The sequence below is a fragment of the Serratia proteamaculans genome, assembly GCF_008830365.1.
Taxonomy (GTDB): Bacteria; Pseudomonadota; Gammaproteobacteria; order Enterobacterales; family Enterobacteriaceae; genus Serratia; species Serratia proteamaculans.
Window position 1 is genome coordinate 1 of the sequence record NZ_WBKI01000007.1, and the last position, 17,778, is coordinate 17,778.

Sequence of the window (17,778 nt, forward strand, 5' to 3'; positions counted from 1 at the left end):
GGTGGCGTATATTACGCTTTCCTCTTTCAGAGTCAACCCCTAAATTTCAGGATTTTTTCTCTTCGAACCCCGGAGACTCTGTGAAGTTGTTCACATGTTCCGTGTCGATGGAGGCGCATTATAGGGAGCTGGTTCAGAATGACAAGGGTTTATATTCACTTTTTATCTGACAGCTCACTATTCATGCATAACGTCTACTAAACCCGCTTTTTGATGGCTTCCGGCAGGTCTGCCAGGCTGTTTAACACCCAATCCGCCAGTTTCTCACCTTGTTCAGTGACCGGTTTGCCGGTACGCACCAGCACTTTGGTCCCGACGCCTGCCGCCATTGCTGCCTGCATATCTTCCGGTTTGTCGCCAACCATATAAGAAGCAGCCATATCAATGTTCAATTCCTGCTGCGCCTGCAATAACATGCCCGGTTGAGGTTTACGGCAGTCGCACACCTGACGGAACTCTTCTATTACTGCTTCTGGGTGATGCGGACAGAAATAGATGCCATCCAGGTCAACATCACGATCGGCCAGCGACCAGTCCATCCACTCGGTCAGGTACATAAATTGGTCTTCGCTGAACTTGCCGCGCGCGATGCCGGACTGGTTGGTCACCAAGACCAGTGCAAAGCCCATCTTTTTAAGTTCGCGACAGGCGTCAATCACGCCATCAATAAAGTGGAAATTATCGATTTCATGGACGTAGCCATGGTCAACATTAATCGTGCCATCACGATCGAGGAAAATTGCTGGAACGCTTTGTGTCACCGGTTTGCTCCTGAGGGCCTGAAAACGCGGACAGTATCGCATGTTTTACCCAGTACTGAGAACGGCAGAGAACCACGTTGATCGTTGACTTAGACGTCTAGACGCCTTAACATCTGACCCATACCTTGGTCCACGCCAAGGTTTACTTTTATCTAGCCACGGGCAACCACGCTAAAATAAGAAGAATATGATTAAACTTTCTAACATCACCAAAGTGTTCCAGCAGGGTTCGCGCACCATTACCGCGCTCTCTGACGTGACTCTTCACGTCCCTGCCGGGCAAATTTATGGCGTTATCGGTGCATCAGGTGCCGGTAAGAGTACTCTGATCCGCTGCGCCAATATGCTTGAGCGCCCAACCTCCGGCCAGGTACTGGTTGATGGACAGGATCTGACTTCACTGTCTGAAGGCGAACTGACGCGCGCTCGCCGTCAGATCGGCATGATTTTCCAGCACTTTAACCTGTTGTCCTCCCGTACGGTGTTTGGCAACGTTTCATTGCCGCTGGAGTTGGACAGCACCCCCCGGGCTGAAATCAAAAAACGCGTAACCGAATTGCTGGAACTGGTCGGACTGTCAGACAAGCATGACGCCTACCCGGCCAACCTGTCGGGCGGCCAGAAGCAACGCGTGGCGATTGCCCGTGCACTGGCAAGCCAACCCAAAGTCCTGCTGTGTGATGAAGCCACCAGCGCGCTGGACCCGGCCACCACCCGTTCAATTCTGGAACTGCTGAAAGACATTAATCGTCGTCTCGGCCTGACCATCCTGTTGATCACCCATGAAATGGACGTGGTGAAACGCATCTGCGATCAGGTTGCGGTTATCAGCCAGGGTCAATTGATTGAAAAAGACAGCGTCAGCGAAGTGTTCTCGCACCCGAAAACTCCGCTGGCCCAGCAGTTTATTCAAGCCACGCTGCATTTGGATATCCCGGACGACTACGCAAAACGCCTGGCACCGGAACGCAGTGGCGGCCGTCAGCCCCTTTTACGTCTGGAGTTCACCGGCCAATCCGTTGATGCGCCGCTGCTGTCAGAAGCTGCCCGTCGTTTCAACGTTAACAACAACATTATCAGTGCACAGATGGATTATGCCGGCGGCGTTAAATTCGGCGTGATGTTGGCAGAGCTGCATGGCAGTGATGAAGACGCGCTGGCAACGATTAAGTTCCTGCAGGAAAATCAGGTAAAAGTAGAGGTTCTGGGTTATGTCTGAGGCAATGATGTGGTTAATGGCTCGTGGCGTGTGGGAAACCGTCATGATGACCTTTGTCTCCGGCTTTTTCGGTTTCGTACTCGGCCTGCCGGTTGGCGTGCTGCTGTATGTGACCCGCCCGGGGCAAATCGCCGCCAACAACACGCTATATAGGACGCTGTCCGGGCTGGTGAACGTTTTCCGTTCCATTCCGTTCATTATTCTGTTGGTGTGGATGATTCCATTTACTCGTTTGATCGTCGGTACCTCGATCGGTCTGCAGGCAGCTATCGTTCCGCTGACCGTGGGCGCTGCGCCGTTTATTGCCCGTATGGTGGAAAACGCCCTGCTGGAGATCCCCTCAGGTCTGGTGGAGGCCGCCCGCGCGATGGGGGCGACCCCGATGCAAATCATCAAGAAGGTGCTGCTGCCGGAAGCCCTGCCGGGCCTGGTTAACGCCGCCACCATTACCTTGATCACTTTGGTGGGTTATTCCGCCATGGGTGGCGCAGTCGGCGCAGGCGGTCTGGGACAGATTGGCTATCAGTACGGTTATATCGGTTATAACGCCACAGTAATGAATACCGTATTAGTATTACTGGTGGTGCTGGTCTATCTGATTCAGTTCTTCGGTGATCGGATCGTCAAGGCCGTCACCCATAAGTAGTTTTACAGCAACTGCGCTCACACAGCGTATTTCAAATGCGAGTCTAATGAGGAAGGGATATGTCGTTAAAATTTAAATCCATCGCGGCAATCGGCGCACTGATCGGTACTCTGGCTCTGGCAGGCTGCGGTCAGGAAGAAAAAGATCCGAACCATATCAAAGTCGGCGTAATCGTGGGTGCTGAACAGCAGGTCGCTGAAATCGCGCAAAAAGTAGCAAAAGAGAAATACGGTCTGGACGTCGAACTGGTGACCTTCAATGACTACGTGCTGCCAAACGAAGCACTGAGCAAAGGGGATATCGATCTGAACGCCTTCCAGCACAAACCGTACCTGGATCAGCAGATCAAGGATCGCGGCTACAAACTGGTGTCGGTCGGTAACTCCTTCGTTTACCCGATTGCCGGTTACTCCAAGAAAATCAAATCGCTGGACGAACTGAAAGACGGTTCTCAGGTTGCCCTGCCTAACGACCCAACCAATCTGGGCCGCTCCCTGCTGCTGCTGCAGAAGGTTAACCTGATCAAACTGAAAGACGGTGTTGGCCTGCTGCCGACCGTATTAGACGTGACTGAAAACCCGAAAAACCTGAAGCTGGTCGAGCTGGAAGCCCCACAGCTGCCACGCTCACTGGACGATCAACAAATCGCCCTGGCGGTAATCAACACCACTTACGCCAGCCAGATTGGCCTGACGCCAGCGAAAGACGGTTTGTTTGTTGAAGATAAAGACTCACCGTACGTTAACCTGCTGGTTGCCCGCGAAGACAACAAAGACGCGGAAAACGTGAAGAAATTCGTTCAGGCTTACCAGTCTGACGAAGTGAACGAAGCAGCCAACAAGATCTTTAACGGTGGTGCAGTTAAAGGCTGGTAATCATTAATTACCGAATTTATTCCTATAATTGCAGGACGGGCTACGGCCCGTCTTGTTATTTCCACCATAGATTGCTTCAATAGCGCCACTTACCTATTCCATCAAGGCAGAGGAATCTCAATGCGTGCTTTACCTCTCTGTTTGTTAGCGCTTGCGCTGGCAGGGTGTTCGTCGCAGCGTTTTGCGCCCCCCTCAACAAACAGCACCAGCAAACCGGTAACAACCACTCCAACGAAAACCACGCCAGCAGCACGTCCGGCACCAGTTAAACTGTACAAAAGTGCAGAAGAATTAGTGGGTAAACCATTCCGCGATCTGGGTGAAGTCTCTGGTGAATCCTGCCAGACAACGGTACAGGATTCACCGCCGAATCTGGCGACCGCCCGTAAGCGTATGCAAATCCGCGCCTCTTATATGAAGGCTAATGCCGTGCTGTTGCATGACTGCCAGATTGTCAGCGGTGTTGCCGGCTGTTACCAACAGGCTATTTGCCAGGGTTCAGCGCTTAACGTTTCGTCCAAATGACCGAATTTGTTTTCAATCAGATCGGTACCATCCGTTCACCATATAAAGAAAAGTTCGCCGTTCCCCGCCAACCGGGGTTGGTCGAAGACGGTGGCGGTGAGTTAGTGCTGCTGCCGCCCTATAATCAGGCGGAAGCGGTACGCGGCCTCAGTGAGTTCAGCCATCTGTGGGTGATGTTTATTTTCCATCAAACCATGGAAGGCGGCTGGCGGCCCACCGTCCGGCCACCCCGTCTCGGCGGTAATGCCCGGATGGGGGTATTTGCCACTCGCTCGACCTTCCGCCCCAACCCGCTCGGCATGTCGCTGATCGAATTAAAAGGCATACGTGTGCAGGGCAGCGAAGTGGTGCTGGAGTTGGGCAGTCTCGATCTGGTTGACGGCACGCCGGTGGTGGATATCAAACCCTATCTGCCGTTTGCCGAAAGCCAGCCGCAGGCCCGCGCCGGGTTTGCTCAGGCGGCGCCCGCCGGGGATATGCCAGTATGCTTTGCCCCAGAGGCGGAACAACAGCTGCAGCAACATCAACAGCGTTATCCGCACCTGCGCCGCTTTATCAGCCAGGTGCTGGCTCAGGATCCGCGTCCCGCCTACCGCAAGGGGCAATCAGCGGAACGGGATTATGCCGTCTGGCTACTGGATTTCAACGTGCGTTGGCGAGTGGTGGATCAACAAACCGAGGTGCTGTCTCTCGACCTGCGTTAAAATTCCACCGTCTCTCTTTTGACAACCCGCTCGCACTGGTAAACTAAATTACTTTTGAAAATTTTGGCTGCCCTACTACTGGCAGCCGGTTGCAATTTGCAGTTCTAACGGAACCAAAACACCATGCGTACTAGCCAATATCTGCTCTCCACTCTGAAGGAGACACCTGCCGATGCCGAAGTGATCAGCCACCAGCTGATGCTGCGCGCCGGGATGATTCGCAAGCTGGCCTCCGGTCTTTATACCTGGCTGCCAACCGGCCTGCGCGTTCTGAAAAAGGTTGAAAACATCGTTCGCGAAGAAATGAACAATGCTAACGCGATCGAAGTTTGCATGCCGGTGGTACAGCCTGCCGATTTATGGCAGGAAAGCGGCCGTTGGGAACAGTACGGCCCTGAGCTGCTGCGTTTTGTTGATCGCGGCGATCGTCCCTTTGTGCTGGGTCCAACCCACGAAGAAGTGATCACCGACCTGATCCGTAACGAAATCAGCTCTTACAAGCAGCTGCCACTGAACTTCTTCCAGATTCAGACCAAGTTCCGTGATGAAGTACGTCCACGTTTCGGCGTTATGCGCTCACGTGAATTCCTGATGAAGGACGCCTACTCGTTCCATACCTCACAGGAATCTCTGCAGGCAACCTACGAAGCAATGTACGAAGCCTACAGTAAAATCTTCAGCCGTATGGGTCTGGACTTCCGTCCGGTGCATGCCGATACCGGTTCGATCGGCGGTAGTGCATCACACGAGTTCCAGGTGCTGGCCGACAGCGGTGAAGACGATATCGTGTTTTCCACCGGCTCCGACTTTGCCGCCAATATCGAACTGGCAGAAGCGGTTGCCCCGGCCGAACCTCGTGCTGCAGCCAGTGAAGAACTGCGCATTGTGGATACGCCGAATGCCAAGACCATCACCGAGCTGGTAGAGCAATTCCAACTGCCAGTGACAAAAACCGTCAAGACGTTGCTGGTACGGGCCAAAGAAGACAGCGGCCACAAGCTGGTTGCTCTGCTGGTGCGTGGCGATCACGAACTGAACGAAATCAAGGCCGAGAAGCTGCCGCAAGTTGCTGCTCCGATAGTCTTTGCCACCGAAGAAGAAATCCGCGCCATCGTGGGTGCAGGCCCAGGCTCACTCGGTCCGGTCAATTTGCAGGTTCCCGTGGTTGCCGATCGCAGCGTAGCGGCGATGAGTGATTTTGGTGCTGGTGCCAACATCGACGGTAAACATTACTTCGGCATCAATTGGGAGCGCGATCTGCCGCTGCCACAGATAGCCGATATCCGTAACGTCGTAGAAGGCGACGCCAGCCCGGATGGTAAAGGCACGCTGCTGATCAAGCGCGGTATCGAAGTGGGTCATATCTTCCAGCTCGGCACCAAATACTCCGAAGCGATGAAAGCTACCGTACAGGGCGAAGACGGCCGTAATCAGGTGCTGACCATGGGCTGCTATGGTATCGGGGTCACCCGCGTAGTCGCTGCCGCCATCGAGCAGAACCATGACGAACGTGGCATCATCTGGCCGGACGCTATTGCGCCGTTCCAGGTGGCGATTCTGCCAATGAACATGCACAAATCCTTCCGCGTGCAAGCGCTGGCAGAAGAGTTGTACAACACGCTGCGTTCCCACGGTATCGACGTGATCCTCGACGACCGTAAAGAGCGTCCAGGCGTGATGTTCGCGGATATGGAACTGATCGGCGTACCGCACTCTATCGTGATCGGCGATCGTAACCTCGACAGCGAAGAGATTGAATATAAAAACCGCCGTGTCGGCGAGAAGCAAATGATTAAAACTGGCGAAGTCATTGATTTCCTGCTGGGACAAATCAAGCGTTAATCCGCTACCGCAGAAACTAAAAACCCGCCTAGGCGGGTTTTTTTATGGCGTTTATTTGCTGTCGCAATTTTTACTACGGTCGAAGGCGATTTTTCCGTCCGGCACCAGCGCCTTCTCGGTAAGCCCCTCTTCCATTGACGGCTGAACGCTAAAGTGGCCATTCAGGGTCAGGAATACCGGTTCACCCGGCGTTTTGTACGCCTTGGCATAACCCTGCTCCAGCGCAATAGTATTGTCGACCGGGAAAGTCTTACCGGTGGCGCAGTCTTTAAACACCGCCGCATCCGCCATGTAGGTGTAGCTGCCTGTCAGCGACATCGGCGTTTTGGGCAAGGCTTTTTCTACCGGATCAAGGCGGTAATTTAGCTGCGATTCAATCGGCATGCCGGTTTGATCCAACATTTCCAAACTTTTACCCACCGGACGGAAATAGCGCTTATCGCCACGGCTGTCGGTCAGCACCAGCTTATCGGCGGTACGCGCCCATTTGCCGTAGTCAGCAAAGGTTTGATCGCCGTCTTTGGTGCCGCGATAGGTTTCCTGCAGCACGAAAGTGCCGTCTTTATCCAGGAACAGATTGGTATCCAGACCACCGCAGTCAGCACAAGGCAGTACGCCCTGATAACTTTGCTGCATCGCCTGAAGAGGTTGTTCTTTCGGCTGGTAGTGGTTATTACATCCCAGTAACGAAAGTGCCCCTGCCGCTAAAAACAGGGCCAGTGTAATTTTTTTCACAGTTATTCTCCTACTGTGTTCATGTGTCCTTAAGTACGGATCTTGCCGCGCAGCGCTTTAGTCGCGCCTTTGCGTACCTTGCCTTCCAGACGACGTAATTTTGCCCCTTTAGTGGGCTTGGTCGCCTTGCGTGTTTTTTCCACCACCATCGCCTGCTGGATCAACGTAACCAGTCTGGCCAGCGCCGCCTCGCGGTTTAATTCCTGGCTGCGATATTCCTGCGCTTTGATAATCACTACGCCATCGGCGGTAATTAAATGATTATTCAGGGCCAGCAGCCTTTCCTTATAATACTCTGGCAGGCTGGATGCCCGGATGTCAAAGCGCAAATGGATAGCCGTTGAGGTTTTGTTCACGTGCTGGCCACCCGCCCCCTGCGCGCGGATCGCCGTCAATTCCACTTCGTTATCCGGTATGGCTACGTTTCTTGACAGTTCAAGCACCGGTCACACCTGTGCCTGTTGCCATTCGGCAAACTGGATTTCCAGACTATTCTGAGCATCAGAAAGCCAGATAGTTCCCTCTTGCAGCGTGGCCTGCAGCGTCATATTGCGGCTGGCCAGCGCCGCCAGCTTGCCTAATTGTTCATCATCCAAAAAACGGATGCTTAGGTTTTTGTGGTTTGCCACTTTGCTCTGCATCGATTGCCACCATACGTGGCCCGCACGTTCGCCGTAAGCGTACAGCACTACTCGCGGTGACTGGTTGCAGGCTTTCTTGATGCGCTTCTCATCCGGCAGGCCCATTTCGATCCACATTTCCAGCCCGTTATGATCGTTACGTCGCCAAATTTCCGGTTCATCATCGGCGCTCAGGCCTTTGGTAAACACCAGACGCTCATCGGCATGGCAGATCCAGGCCAGCAGACGCAGCATCATGCGCTGTTCAGTTTCAGAAGGATGTTGGGCCAGAGTGAGCGTGGCGTCGTGGTAGAAGTGACGGTCCATATCAGCGATATTGACAGTGGCTTTATAAATAGTAGCTTTCAGCGCCATGGGTGACCTCATTATTATCAAGCGACAGTGTACTAGATTTGGCCCAACCGCGGCCAGCACGGCCGGGCAAAGCCCAGTGCGAAAGCCGCGCTGAGGTGCTAATAACTCCACAATAGCTGTGCTATAGTCGTCTAGGATAGAGTCAAGCTCCGAGTGCCTGCGCCTCATCGCTATAGGGCTTCGATGACGCAGAGGTTCTTAAGGGAGGAAACTGTGCAACAATACTGTGAGTTAGTACGCCGTTTTTACGCCGAGATCGGCAGTGGTGATCTCGGCTACGTGCCTGATGCGTTAGCATGTGTATTAAAGGCATTGGACGAAGTTGCTGCGAATAGCACGCTACCGTCCTCCGTTAGGGAACAGGCGGCCTTTGCCGCCGCTAACTTATTGGTGAGCGACTATGTTGATGAATGATGAGTACCAATCCATCAATTGCGATGACTATGAAAGCCTGGAACTCGCCTGTCAGCATAACTACATTCTGAAGCTGGAGTTACGCGACGGAGAAAAATTCGAAGGCAAAGCCACCGAGCTGAAGTTTACCAAGGGCGTTGAGTACCTGATTATCGATCGGGCCGGCGACGCTCTCAGCTTGCGTCTGGATCACATCCTCAGTTTCAGTCATCCGGAAATCGGTACCGTGGTCGTCAGCCTGTCTGATTGATTTAGCGGTAACGCCATCCCAACAGGGCAGCCCAACGGCTGCCCTCGTCATTTATGGTTTGAGACTGGCCTAGGGTTTGAGGCTGGAATAGTAGGCCGCCAGATCGGCAATATCCGCATCAGACAGCGGGGAAACGTAGGCTTTCATCACTTCCGCCTGCCCTCCGTTACGCTCACCTTTCTTATAAGCCTGCAACGCATGCTCCAGATACATGGCGTTTTGCCCAGCCAGATTCGGATACATGGGCATCGACACCTTCCCTTCAGCCCCATGGCACGCCATACAACTGGCGGATTTATCCTTACCCGCCGCCGCATCACCCGCCGCCATCGCCGGCAAACTGCACAATCCCAACATCACCGCCATTGCGCTCACAAATTTCATCATGGTTCCTCAGTCTAATTATTATTTTTTACGCCAATGCAGCCGCCAGGGTTGCTGCCCTTCGGGCACTTGTCCGGCCTCGCTGACAAAAACCCCCAACGCAGCGATAAGCTGGTCATCATAATAGATCAACGGAATACGCTCACGCTGCCACGGAGGAATACCCAACTCCTGCCACAGTTTTTTGATCGGACGAGAATGCGCGCGACCCAGGATGCGGTGTTTGCCCTGAGCGCTAAAACGAATGCTCACTTTTTGCTGTGATTGCGGCGCACGCAAACAGATGTCTCCTTCCCCACTGACCAGTTCACCCAACCCATCCGGCAGCATCAGCGAATCATCCAATGACCAGCTTAGACTGATTTCACGCAGATCGGCCATCAGCGGCAGCAGATACAAGCGGCGGCGGAAGCGGCGAAACTGATATTGCCCCAATTGCAGCTGGGGTTCGGCGTCCTCGCGGCTGAGCGTCACTTCTTCCCATAACCGCTGCAACTGTTCGCGAGAAGGCATGGTAACGCCAAATAGCGCGATCCAACGGCGCAACAAAGCAAAACGCCGGGCTGGCGAACACGTCAGTAACCCATCAATCGCCAGCGTACGGTCTTCGTCGAGCAACAAGTGCAGTTGCTCTGCCAGCAGCTCATCCAGTAATTGCTCCTGCTCGGCACACAGGCTGGCGCTACGCGCCGTCGCAGCGGCAAAATGCGGCCAGCGCTGGTTGAGCAACGGCAATATCTGCAGGCGCAGAAAATTGCGGTCGAAGCGCGAGTCCTGATTACTGTCGTCGTCAATCCAGCTGAGCTGATGCTGCTGCGCGTAGGCTTCCAACTGCTGGCGAGAGTGACCCAGCAGTGGGCGCAGCAAGCTATTCTCCCCCAGCGCTGTCTGTACAGCCATTGCCGACAGGCCCGCCGGCCCGCTGCCACGCTTTAGTGCCAGCAGGAAGGTTTCACATTGGTCGTCAAGGTGTTGTGCGGTAAGCAAGGTTTCACCGGCCGCCAGCGTAGAAGCGAAAGCAGAATAGCGTGCCGCCCGGGCTGCGGCTTCGATCCCCCCGTGCTGGCTATCAACCTGCACGTGCTGAACCACCAGGGGTAGCTGCCAGGCGGCGCATTGTTGCCGGCAGTGCGCCACCCACTGGTCGGCAAAAGCACTCAGACCGTGGTGCACATGTACTGCACGAAGCTGCAAGTCTGGCAATTGCTGGCGTAACCCCACCAGCAGGTGCAACAGCACGCTGGAATCCAGCCCGCCACTGAATGCCACCAACAAGTGCCGGTGTGCGCCCAATTGGCGGGCAAGCTGTGCAGATAATTGATTGCTATTCATTGATTAGGCTTAATGACGTCCAGATAGCTGCACGTTAACCCCCGTCATACCATCAATCAAGCATTAACCGCACGGATATGACGACCGGCCAGCAACCACCACATGGCCAACACGGCGACCACTGCCGCCGTGCATCCCAATGCCCACCAACCAATTTGTGCAAACAGGTGAACATAAGCTTGCGCCGTCGCTCCCGCAACCGGGTCTTCAGCGGTTTTACCGGCGATAATGCCGGCCAGGTAATTGGCTATCGAGCCGGTAGTCAGCATATAAATACCGGTCAGCACCCCGGTAGCGCCGGGGATATTCAGCCGGGTGATTTGTGCCATGGCGACCGGATCGATAAACAGTTCGGCAAGCCCCATCACCGACAGCCCGGCGATCATCAGGCTCATTGACCCTTGGCCGTAACGGGCGTTAAGCGCCATCAGGGTAAAACCGACGCCAATCAGCAGCAAACCAAAGGCGAACTTTCCCCAAATACGCAGGGTGCGACTGCCATTGCCGTTACCCCGCACCAACCAGGCCAGCATCACACCGCCAAACATCACGGCAAAAGCGTTAACCGACTGGAACAATGCAGTCGGCACCGTCCAGGAAAACCATTGGCGGTCGACAAAGCGATCGATAAACAGACTGATCGAGCTCCCCCCCTGCTGGGCAAAGGCCCAGAACAAGGTGCCCAACAACATCAACATCACTATCTGCCACAGCCCACGGCGCTGCACTGTTGTAGCCCGGGCCATTATACGGATCACCATCACGACGGCGGCGGCACACACCAGCATCAGTAATTGGCCGGCCAGGTCGTAAATGAACAGTGAAGTGAAGAACAGAGGGGCCAACAGCAGCATGGCACCAAGCCATACCCAGTTAGGTACCCGCAGCGTGGTGACGCACATCTGCGCCCGATCCACACCGCGCGTATGGCTGAAATGACGGCTGCCGAACAGGAAGATCGTCAACCCGGCCAGCATGCCGATACCCGCCAACGCAAAGCCGACGTGCCAGCCGTAACGTTCTGCCGCCAGCCCACAGGCAATCGGCGCCAGGATCGAGCCCACGTTACCGGCGGCATACAGCAGTGAAAAGCCCCCTTCCCGGCGCGAGTCCTGCGGTTGATACAACTCGCCCAGCAGGCAGCTGATATTGGATTTAAACAGGCCGTAGCCACAGATGATGATCGACAGCGAGAGATAGAGTGATTGTGTCGATACGGCGCTCAGGCCGAGCACGATATGGCCCAGCGTCATCAATACCGCTCCGGCAATGACCGCTACGCGGTTGCCCAGCAGGCGATCGGCAAGCAGGCCGCCGAGGATCGGCGTGACATAGACCAGAGAAGCGTAAGCGCTATAGAGGCTAATGGCGCGGCTATCGGAATAACCAAGTTGGTGGGTAAGATAGAGAATAAGTAACGCACGCATGCCGTAAAAGCTGAAATATTCCCAAATTTGTATGGCTACGACATAGTAGATTGCGCGCGGCTGTGAGGGTGTTTTCATGGTTTTCTCCCATCAGTCGGGGAACGACAAAAGGGGAAGCGCAAGCGCCTCCCCTTGTTAGTTCACTTATTTATCGTTTTTCAACACCTTCACGGTGTAACGTCCATCCGCCTGGCGATAAGCGCCATGGATATCAGTTTCGAAGCCTGGATAATGCGCGCCGATCTCGCACAGCATTTGCAGGAACTCCAGAACCGGACGGCTTTCCTCGGTGAGCATTTCACCCGGCATGACCAGCGGAACACCCGGAGGATATGGCAGGATCATGTTGGCATTCACTTTGCCCACCATGTCTTCCAAATAAACCTCTTCCACTTCACCGTGCAGTTCTTTCTGGAAGGCCTGGAACGGGTTCATTACCATCGCCGGCAGCACTTCAAAGGCGCGGTACATCAGGTCTGGCAGGTTATGGTGTTTCACCAGATTGTGAATGTTCTGGGCCAGTTCCTGGATGCGCATGTTTTCATAAAACTCTGGCGCCTCTTTGTACAGCGAAGGCAGCATGTTTTTCACCCGCAGGTTCAGATCGAACGAGCGTTTAAAGTCAGTCAGACCGCGCAGCAGGCTGAGAGCTTTAGTTTTGTCGATGCCGATACTGAACAGGAACAACAGGTTATATGGGCCGGTTTTTTCAACAATGATGCCGTGCTCATCAAGGTATTTAGCAACCAGACTGGCCGGGATACCAAACGACTCCATTTCGCCGTCTTTGCTCATCCCAGGAGTCAGCATGGTGACCTTGATTGGGTCAAGGTACATATGCTCGTTATCAATACCTTTGAAACCATGCCAGGCGCTGTCGGAACGCAGTGGCCAACATTCAGCTTCATCAATGTGCTCTGGCTGCCAAACGTCAAAGAACCAGCCTTCAGACTCGACGTTCAGGCGTTTGATTTCTTTGCGGAACTTAATAGCACGTTCAATCGAACCGTTAATCAGACGCTTACCGGCATTGCCTTTCATCATTGCCGCTGCGGTTTCGGTAGAAGCCACGATGCCGTAGTGCGGTGAAGTGGTAGTGTGCATCATGTAGGCTTCATTGAAGGTTTCTTCGTTGATGTCGCCTTTCACGTGGATCATCGAAGCCTGAGAGAATGCCGCCAGCAGTTTATGGGTGGATTGGGTTTCATAAATCACCTTCCCTTCCACGCGGCCACCGCTCATACCGCATTTGCCTTTATAAATCGGGTGGAAATTGGTGTAAGGCACCCAGGCAGAGTCAAAGTGGATGGATTTCACATCCAGCGTGCTCTTGATGAAATCAGTGTTATACAGCAGACCGTCGTAGGTCGAGTTGGTGATTACCGCATGTACCGGCCAGGTCGCGTTAGGCGTCTCTTTCACGCGTTTAGCGATAGTGGCGCGAGCAAATTCGCTCTGTGGAATACCACCGAGGATGCCGTAAGCATTACGAGTCGGGCGGAAATAAATTGGTGTAATGTCGCTCATCATCATCAGATGGGTCAGCGATTTATGGCAGTTACGGTCAATCAGCACGGTGCTGCCGGCAGGTGCAGAGTACATACCGACAATTTTGTTGGCGGTAGAAGTCCCGTTTGTCACCATATAGCTGCGTTCAGCGTTGAAGACGCGAGCAATATACTCCTCAGCTTCTTTGTGCGGTCCGGAGTGATCCAGCAGTGAACCCAGTTCGGAAACCGAAATAGAAACGTCGGATTTCATCGCGTTCGGGCCAAAGAAATCATAGAACAGGCTGCCGACCGGGCTTTTCTGGAAGGCGGTACCGCCCATATGACCCGGAGTACAGAAGGTGTATTTACCTTCACGCACGTATTTGAACAGCGCTTTGGTCAGCGGTGGCAGAATGGTGTCAACGTACTCGTCGGTGTTCTGTTTGATCTTGTCGGCAATGTCGTTGGCTGCACCGAGTGCATATTCAAAGAAACGCACCTGCATACGCAAATCGTTCAGGCTAACGTCCAGCGTTGAATAGGTGTTGGCAAAGGCATACAGCGGCATGTACTCATTCAATTCGCTGATTTCTTGGCACAGCTCAAGGTTGTATTTGTCCCAGTCGAAGATCACGCCGCACAGACGGGCATTATTCTCGATCAATTTGAGCAGGTCTTCGCGATCGTTAGGGTAGACAATGCGGAAGTTCAGTTTTTCCAACGCGTTGTGCAGTTCGCGGATGGGCTCTTCTTTGAAGTAGACACCCATGTGGTTCATGATAGCAATAACGTTCATAATCATTTCTCCAGGTAATGCGAGCCCCTTGCCATCACGGATGACAATAGTTACTGCAAGGGGCTGAATTAAGAAGTGGGTCAGTGCGTGCTTAGTGCGCTTTGGCCGTCGAGCTGTCGTCGATGGCTACAGCATTGGCTTTCGCTGTCTGACGGGTATTCATTTTGCGGGCGTAGAACATCAGGATGATCAGGCTGATGATGAAGGTACCGGCCAGTTCGAACGATTCGGCCCCCATCAGTGCGATGAAGCAGAAGCCACAACCCAGAACCGATGCAACCAGGCTCAGCAGGTTACGGATATTGACGCCTTCAAAGCGGATCAGGTCTACGCAAGAGTAGAAGTAAGGCAACATGGTCAGCAGCACCGCAATACCGGTCAACATCCCGAATAGATCGGAAGCCTTACCACCACCGGAGCTCATGGCAGTAATCAGCACCATGAGCGCGGTCATTTTGCAGCTGGCCAACAGCAGGCCTTTTCTAGGAATGCCGTTCTTATCCAGTTCGCCGTACACTTTCGGGAAGTTACCGTCGTTGGCGGCACGAACCCCAGCCTGGCCAACCAGCATCATCCAAGAACCGAGTGAAGTCAGGCAGGCAAAGGCGGTGAAGGCAGAGACCAGAGGTGCGGCCCAGTTACCCATAATGGCGGAGGCACTGACGGCGAACGGTGCGCCGCTGGCAGCCATTTGGCTAGCCGGGAACATACCGCTCATCACCTGAGTGGCCGCAATGTAGATAATCCCGGCCAGCGCGGTACCCAGCATGGTTGCCAGCGGTACGGTACGTTTCGGGTTTTTCACCATGCCGGTGCTCACGGCGGCAGACTCTACGCCGATGAACGCCCACAGGCACAGCAGAATACTTTTGATTACCGCATGGCTGTCGGTGGTACCGGAAGTGTTCCAGTTAGCGTGATAGGTTGCAGCGTCGAACCAATGCCAGCCCGCAGTCGCGGTCACAATAACCGGGATCAGCACCAACACCAGGCCGAGGGTGGTCAAGCGGCTGACCCAGGTCCCGCCAAGCAGGTTAACAAAGGTGAATATCCAGACGATGGCGATACAGGCAATACCTGCCGGTACCGGATTATTCAATTCAGGGAAGAAGGTAGAGAGATAAGAAACTGCGGTAATGCCGATGGCCAAATTACCGATCCAGTTCGCATGGTAATAAAGCACACCGGTCTGGAAACCGAATGCCGGGGATATTTCACCGGCATAAGCAATAGGGCCGCCCTGCTGTGGGTTTTTGGTGGCCAGACGCGCATAAACATAAGCCAGCGACATCGCACCAATAATGGAGATTACCCATCCCCAAATAGCGATAGAACCGAGACTTGCCAGGTTCGCGGGTAATAAGGCAATGCCGCTCCCCATCATATTACCGGCAACGACACCGGTGCAGGCAATAAGCCCTATTTTCTTAGATGAAGCCATGGTCAGTTTCTCCTGATTTTGATTTCTTATAAGTCTTGGTCGTTATGCAATTTTGCTAATGACCGGACTTGATAGTCAGGATGCTAATCATCGGCGGGAATAAAGTCCTAAAGATAAAGTGATATTACGCTCATGATCATACAAATGATAAATTGAGGTTTTTCATTCACAAATCAAGAGATAAATAGATGGTCAAGAAAAGATAAATATTCAATAAAAACAACAATATAAACATGTTAATCGCAATAACAAATGAGAATTCAAGAGGATAATTCATCAACGCTCGGGGTTATTTAACTTAACAAATAAAACACAACAAATAACACCGCCGAGCAATGATATCGCCCGGCGGTGTGAGATTATTGAGACTCTTTGTCTGGGTTGTAGTTTTCGAGGTAGGGAACTACGGTGTTAACTGAGGTATGGAAGACGGCATTGCGGATCCAATGCAAAGTATTCTCACCCGGACGTAGATTAAATGCGGTGATATAGGAGTCTGCAGCCAAACGGTTATGACCCTGCATCTCATAAACCTTGCCGAGCAACACATAATTCATCCATGACATCTGCAGCTCGATACCCTTATTTATCGCCTGATAAGCCTCATCGGTTTTCCCCTCCCCCAGCGCCTGTATCGTACGAATTTGCTGAATAATGGGGCTGTCTTTTAATGCCGGCAGTGTATCCAGGCGGGCGATCTCCGTCTCCAGTTGCGTCAGTTGCACGTTGTCAAAAGGTTGATAAGAGTTACGCAGCAAGTCCGCCAGCGCTTTTTCCGCCGCAACATAAATAAAGTCTGGAGAGCTTTTGGCCATCTCACCCAACAGGTTGCTGGCATGGGTCAGGGAATCGATATCCCCCTGGATCAGCAGCTGATGTGCCTGATAATACTGTTGCAGGGCCGGACCGGAGTTGGGCAACAGCTGCATCAGGCGCTGCTGCAGGGGTGCCGGCCACGGCTGATTAAGTGCAACAGACAGACTGCTCAGGAAGTCTTCCTGGATTTTTAGCTGGTTGTCCGTGGTCACAAAGTAACGCTTGTCCAGCATGATCGAGCTGTCCGCATTGTCCACCAGCCGCACCGACAGGAAGCATTGTTGCGCTCGATAATGGCGCTGGTTGACGAACTCTATGGTCAGTGATTTACCGGAACTGCTGGGTCCGGTGTAGTTATAGTTGGTTTGATCGTGTACCAGAAAGGTGGAATAGGTATTCAGCGAATCCGTCACCACTTCGCTCAGGCCGACAACATAGGAAAGTTGCGGCGTCCAGTTACTGCAACTGTTGCCACCCTGAATGCGGATATCAATATCACGCGGGTTCATCAGCACCGGCATCGTGGATTCCGGTATGCGCTGTGACAAAGTTGCTATAGCCACAAACACCACGCAGGCACTCAACGCGGTCAGGAAAGCCAACCAGACCCAAAACGGTGATTGACGGTAAAAAGGAACCGTCGATTTTGCCGCCGGTTTTTTTGCCACGCTGGGTTTAGGCGGCTCATAATCTATGCCGTCGTCTTCACTGCCATCTTCCGGCTCATGAGTAATGACCGCCACCTGTGGCACCGCAGGCATCGTCGCCTCTTCCCCTTCACACCACATTACCGGGGCGGCCAGCTTATAGCCGCGTTTGGGCACGGTAATAATGTATTCCGGGCTGTTACTGTCCCCGTCTTTCAAGTATTTGCGCAGTTCGGAAATACTCTGGGTCACCACATGATTGGTGACAATGTTGCGCTTCCAAACGTTGTCGATCAGCTCATCGCGACTCAACACCACATCCGGGTGTCGGGCGAAATATTGCAGCATATCGATTAAGCGGGGTTCCAACGCCAGTTGGCGCCCGTCACGGCTTATTTTGTTGTCTGCGGGAGTAACCAACCACTCACCAACGCGAAAAACAGGTTCTTGCATAGTGAAAATAACTCAAAAGGGGGTAC

At 53.4% G+C, this 17,778-nt stretch carries 18 protein-coding genes; 8 read left to right on the plus strand and 10 right to left on the minus strand.

The features are described from left to right. Positions 1-197: 197 nt before the first annotated feature. On the minus strand, positions 198-761 hold the full coding sequence (gene gmhB, locus F8R23_RS20030) for a D-glycero-beta-D-manno-heptose 1,7-bisphosphate 7-phosphatase (RefSeq protein ID WP_112347203.1): 564 nt from the start codon (positions 759-761) through the stop codon (positions 198-200). 187 nt (positions 762-948) lie between these two features. On the opposite strand from gmhB, the gene metN reads away from it, so the two are divergent. The 6 genes from metN (at position 949) to proS (ending at position 6,572) form a co-directional block, all read left to right on the plus strand. Further along, positions 949-1,980 (plus strand): methionine ABC transporter ATP-binding protein MetN, encoded by a 1,032-nt coding sequence (metN, locus tag F8R23_RS20035; protein WP_112347204.1) that lies wholly within the window; start codon positions 949-951, stop codon positions 1,978-1,980. Next, complete coding sequence (locus tag F8R23_RS20040) at positions 1,973-2,626, plus strand: methionine ABC transporter permease MetI (RefSeq protein WP_012146460.1); 654 nt, start codon at positions 1,973-1,975, stop codon at positions 2,624-2,626. Before metN ends, F8R23_RS20040 begins: the two co-directional genes overlap by 8 nt. Before the next feature lie 59 nt (positions 2,627-2,685). After that, on the plus strand, positions 2,686-3,501 hold the full coding sequence (locus F8R23_RS20045; RefSeq protein ID WP_004952177.1) for a MetQ/NlpA family lipoprotein: 816 nt from the start codon (positions 2,686-2,688) through the stop codon (positions 3,499-3,501). A gap of 120 nt (positions 3,502-3,621) precedes the next feature. Further along, on the plus strand, positions 3,622-4,026 hold the full coding sequence (gene rcsF / locus F8R23_RS20050) for an Rcs stress response system protein RcsF (protein ID WP_085118874.1): 405 nt from the start codon (positions 3,622-3,624) through the stop codon (positions 4,024-4,026). After that, positions 4,023-4,730, plus strand: coding sequence for a tRNA (N6-threonylcarbamoyladenosine(37)-N6)-methyltransferase TrmO (gene tsaA, locus F8R23_RS20055; RefSeq protein ID WP_112347205.1), 708 nt, complete (start codon positions 4,023-4,025; stop codon positions 4,728-4,730). Before rcsF ends, tsaA begins: the two co-directional genes overlap by 4 nt. Before the next feature lie 123 nt (positions 4,731-4,853). Then, positions 4,854-6,572, plus strand: coding sequence for a proline--tRNA ligase (gene proS / locus F8R23_RS20060; protein WP_129937107.1), 1,719 nt, complete (start codon positions 4,854-4,856; stop codon positions 6,570-6,572). Positions 6,573-6,623: 51 nt separating this feature from the next. Here the strand turns inward: proS and nlpE are convergent, their stop codons facing one another. The 3 genes from nlpE to F8R23_RS20075 are packed head-to-tail and all read right to left on the minus strand — an operon-like array spanning position 6,624 to position 8,302. Then, a complete protein-coding gene (gene nlpE, locus F8R23_RS20065) occupies positions 6,624-7,307 on the minus strand; it encodes an envelope stress response activation lipoprotein NlpE (RefSeq protein ID WP_112347207.1) in 684 nt (227 codons plus the stop codon). Between the two features lie 29 nt (positions 7,308-7,336). Continuing rightward, positions 7,337-7,750: an alternative ribosome rescue aminoacyl-tRNA hydrolase ArfB gene (gene arfB / locus F8R23_RS20070; RefSeq protein WP_112347208.1), complete on the minus strand. Its 414-nt coding sequence runs from the start codon at positions 7,748-7,750 to the stop codon at positions 7,337-7,339. Positions 7,751-7,753: 3 nt separating this feature from the next. Then, entirely contained in the window at positions 7,754-8,302 is a 549-nt protein-coding gene (locus F8R23_RS20075; protein WP_129937106.1) for a YaeQ family protein, read from the minus strand. A gap of 213 nt (positions 8,303-8,515) precedes the next feature. Between F8R23_RS20075 and F8R23_RS20080 the strand changes: the two genes are divergently transcribed. Continuing rightward, positions 8,516-8,716: a YaeP family protein gene (locus tag F8R23_RS20080; RefSeq protein WP_012146467.1), complete on the plus strand. Its 201-nt coding sequence runs from the start codon at positions 8,516-8,518 to the stop codon at positions 8,714-8,716. Continuing rightward, on the plus strand, positions 8,709-8,966 hold the full coding sequence (gene rof, locus F8R23_RS20085) for a Rho-binding antiterminator (protein ID WP_368040125.1): 258 nt from the start codon (positions 8,709-8,711) through the stop codon (positions 8,964-8,966). The genes F8R23_RS20080 and rof overlap by 8 nt, the downstream gene beginning before the upstream one ends. 69 nt (positions 8,967-9,035) lie before the next feature. Here the strand turns inward: rof and F8R23_RS20090 are convergent, their stop codons facing one another. From F8R23_RS20090 to cadC, 6 genes are all read right to left on the minus strand, one after another. Then, a complete protein-coding gene (locus F8R23_RS20090) occupies positions 9,036-9,353 on the minus strand; it encodes a c-type cytochrome (protein WP_165366332.1) in 318 nt (105 codons plus the stop codon). Positions 9,354-9,371: 18 nt separating this feature from the next. After that, positions 9,372-10,682: a tRNA lysidine(34) synthetase TilS gene (gene tilS, locus F8R23_RS20095; protein ID WP_151415933.1), complete on the minus strand. Its 1,311-nt coding sequence runs from the start codon at positions 10,680-10,682 to the stop codon at positions 9,372-9,374. A gap of 56 nt (positions 10,683-10,738) precedes the next feature. Continuing rightward, entirely contained in the window at positions 10,739-12,187 is a 1,449-nt protein-coding gene (gene dtpD, locus F8R23_RS20100; protein WP_129937104.1) for a dipeptide permease DtpD, read from the minus strand. Between the two features lie 66 nt (positions 12,188-12,253). Next, a complete protein-coding gene (gene cadA, locus F8R23_RS20105; protein ID WP_129937868.1) occupies positions 12,254-14,395 on the minus strand; it encodes a lysine decarboxylase CadA in 2,142 nt (713 codons plus the stop codon). 91 nt (positions 14,396-14,486) lie between these two features. After that, on the minus strand, positions 14,487-15,836 hold the full coding sequence (gene cadB, locus F8R23_RS20110) for a cadaverine/lysine antiporter (RefSeq protein WP_129937103.1): 1,350 nt from the start codon (positions 15,834-15,836) through the stop codon (positions 14,487-14,489). Between the two features lie 359 nt (positions 15,837-16,195). Then, positions 16,196-17,752, minus strand: a complete 1,557-nt coding sequence (cadC, locus tag F8R23_RS20115; protein WP_129937102.1) for a lysine decarboxylation/transport transcriptional activator CadC — start codon at positions 17,750-17,752, stop codon at positions 16,196-16,198. Between the last annotated feature and the right edge of the window lie 26 nt (positions 17,753-17,778).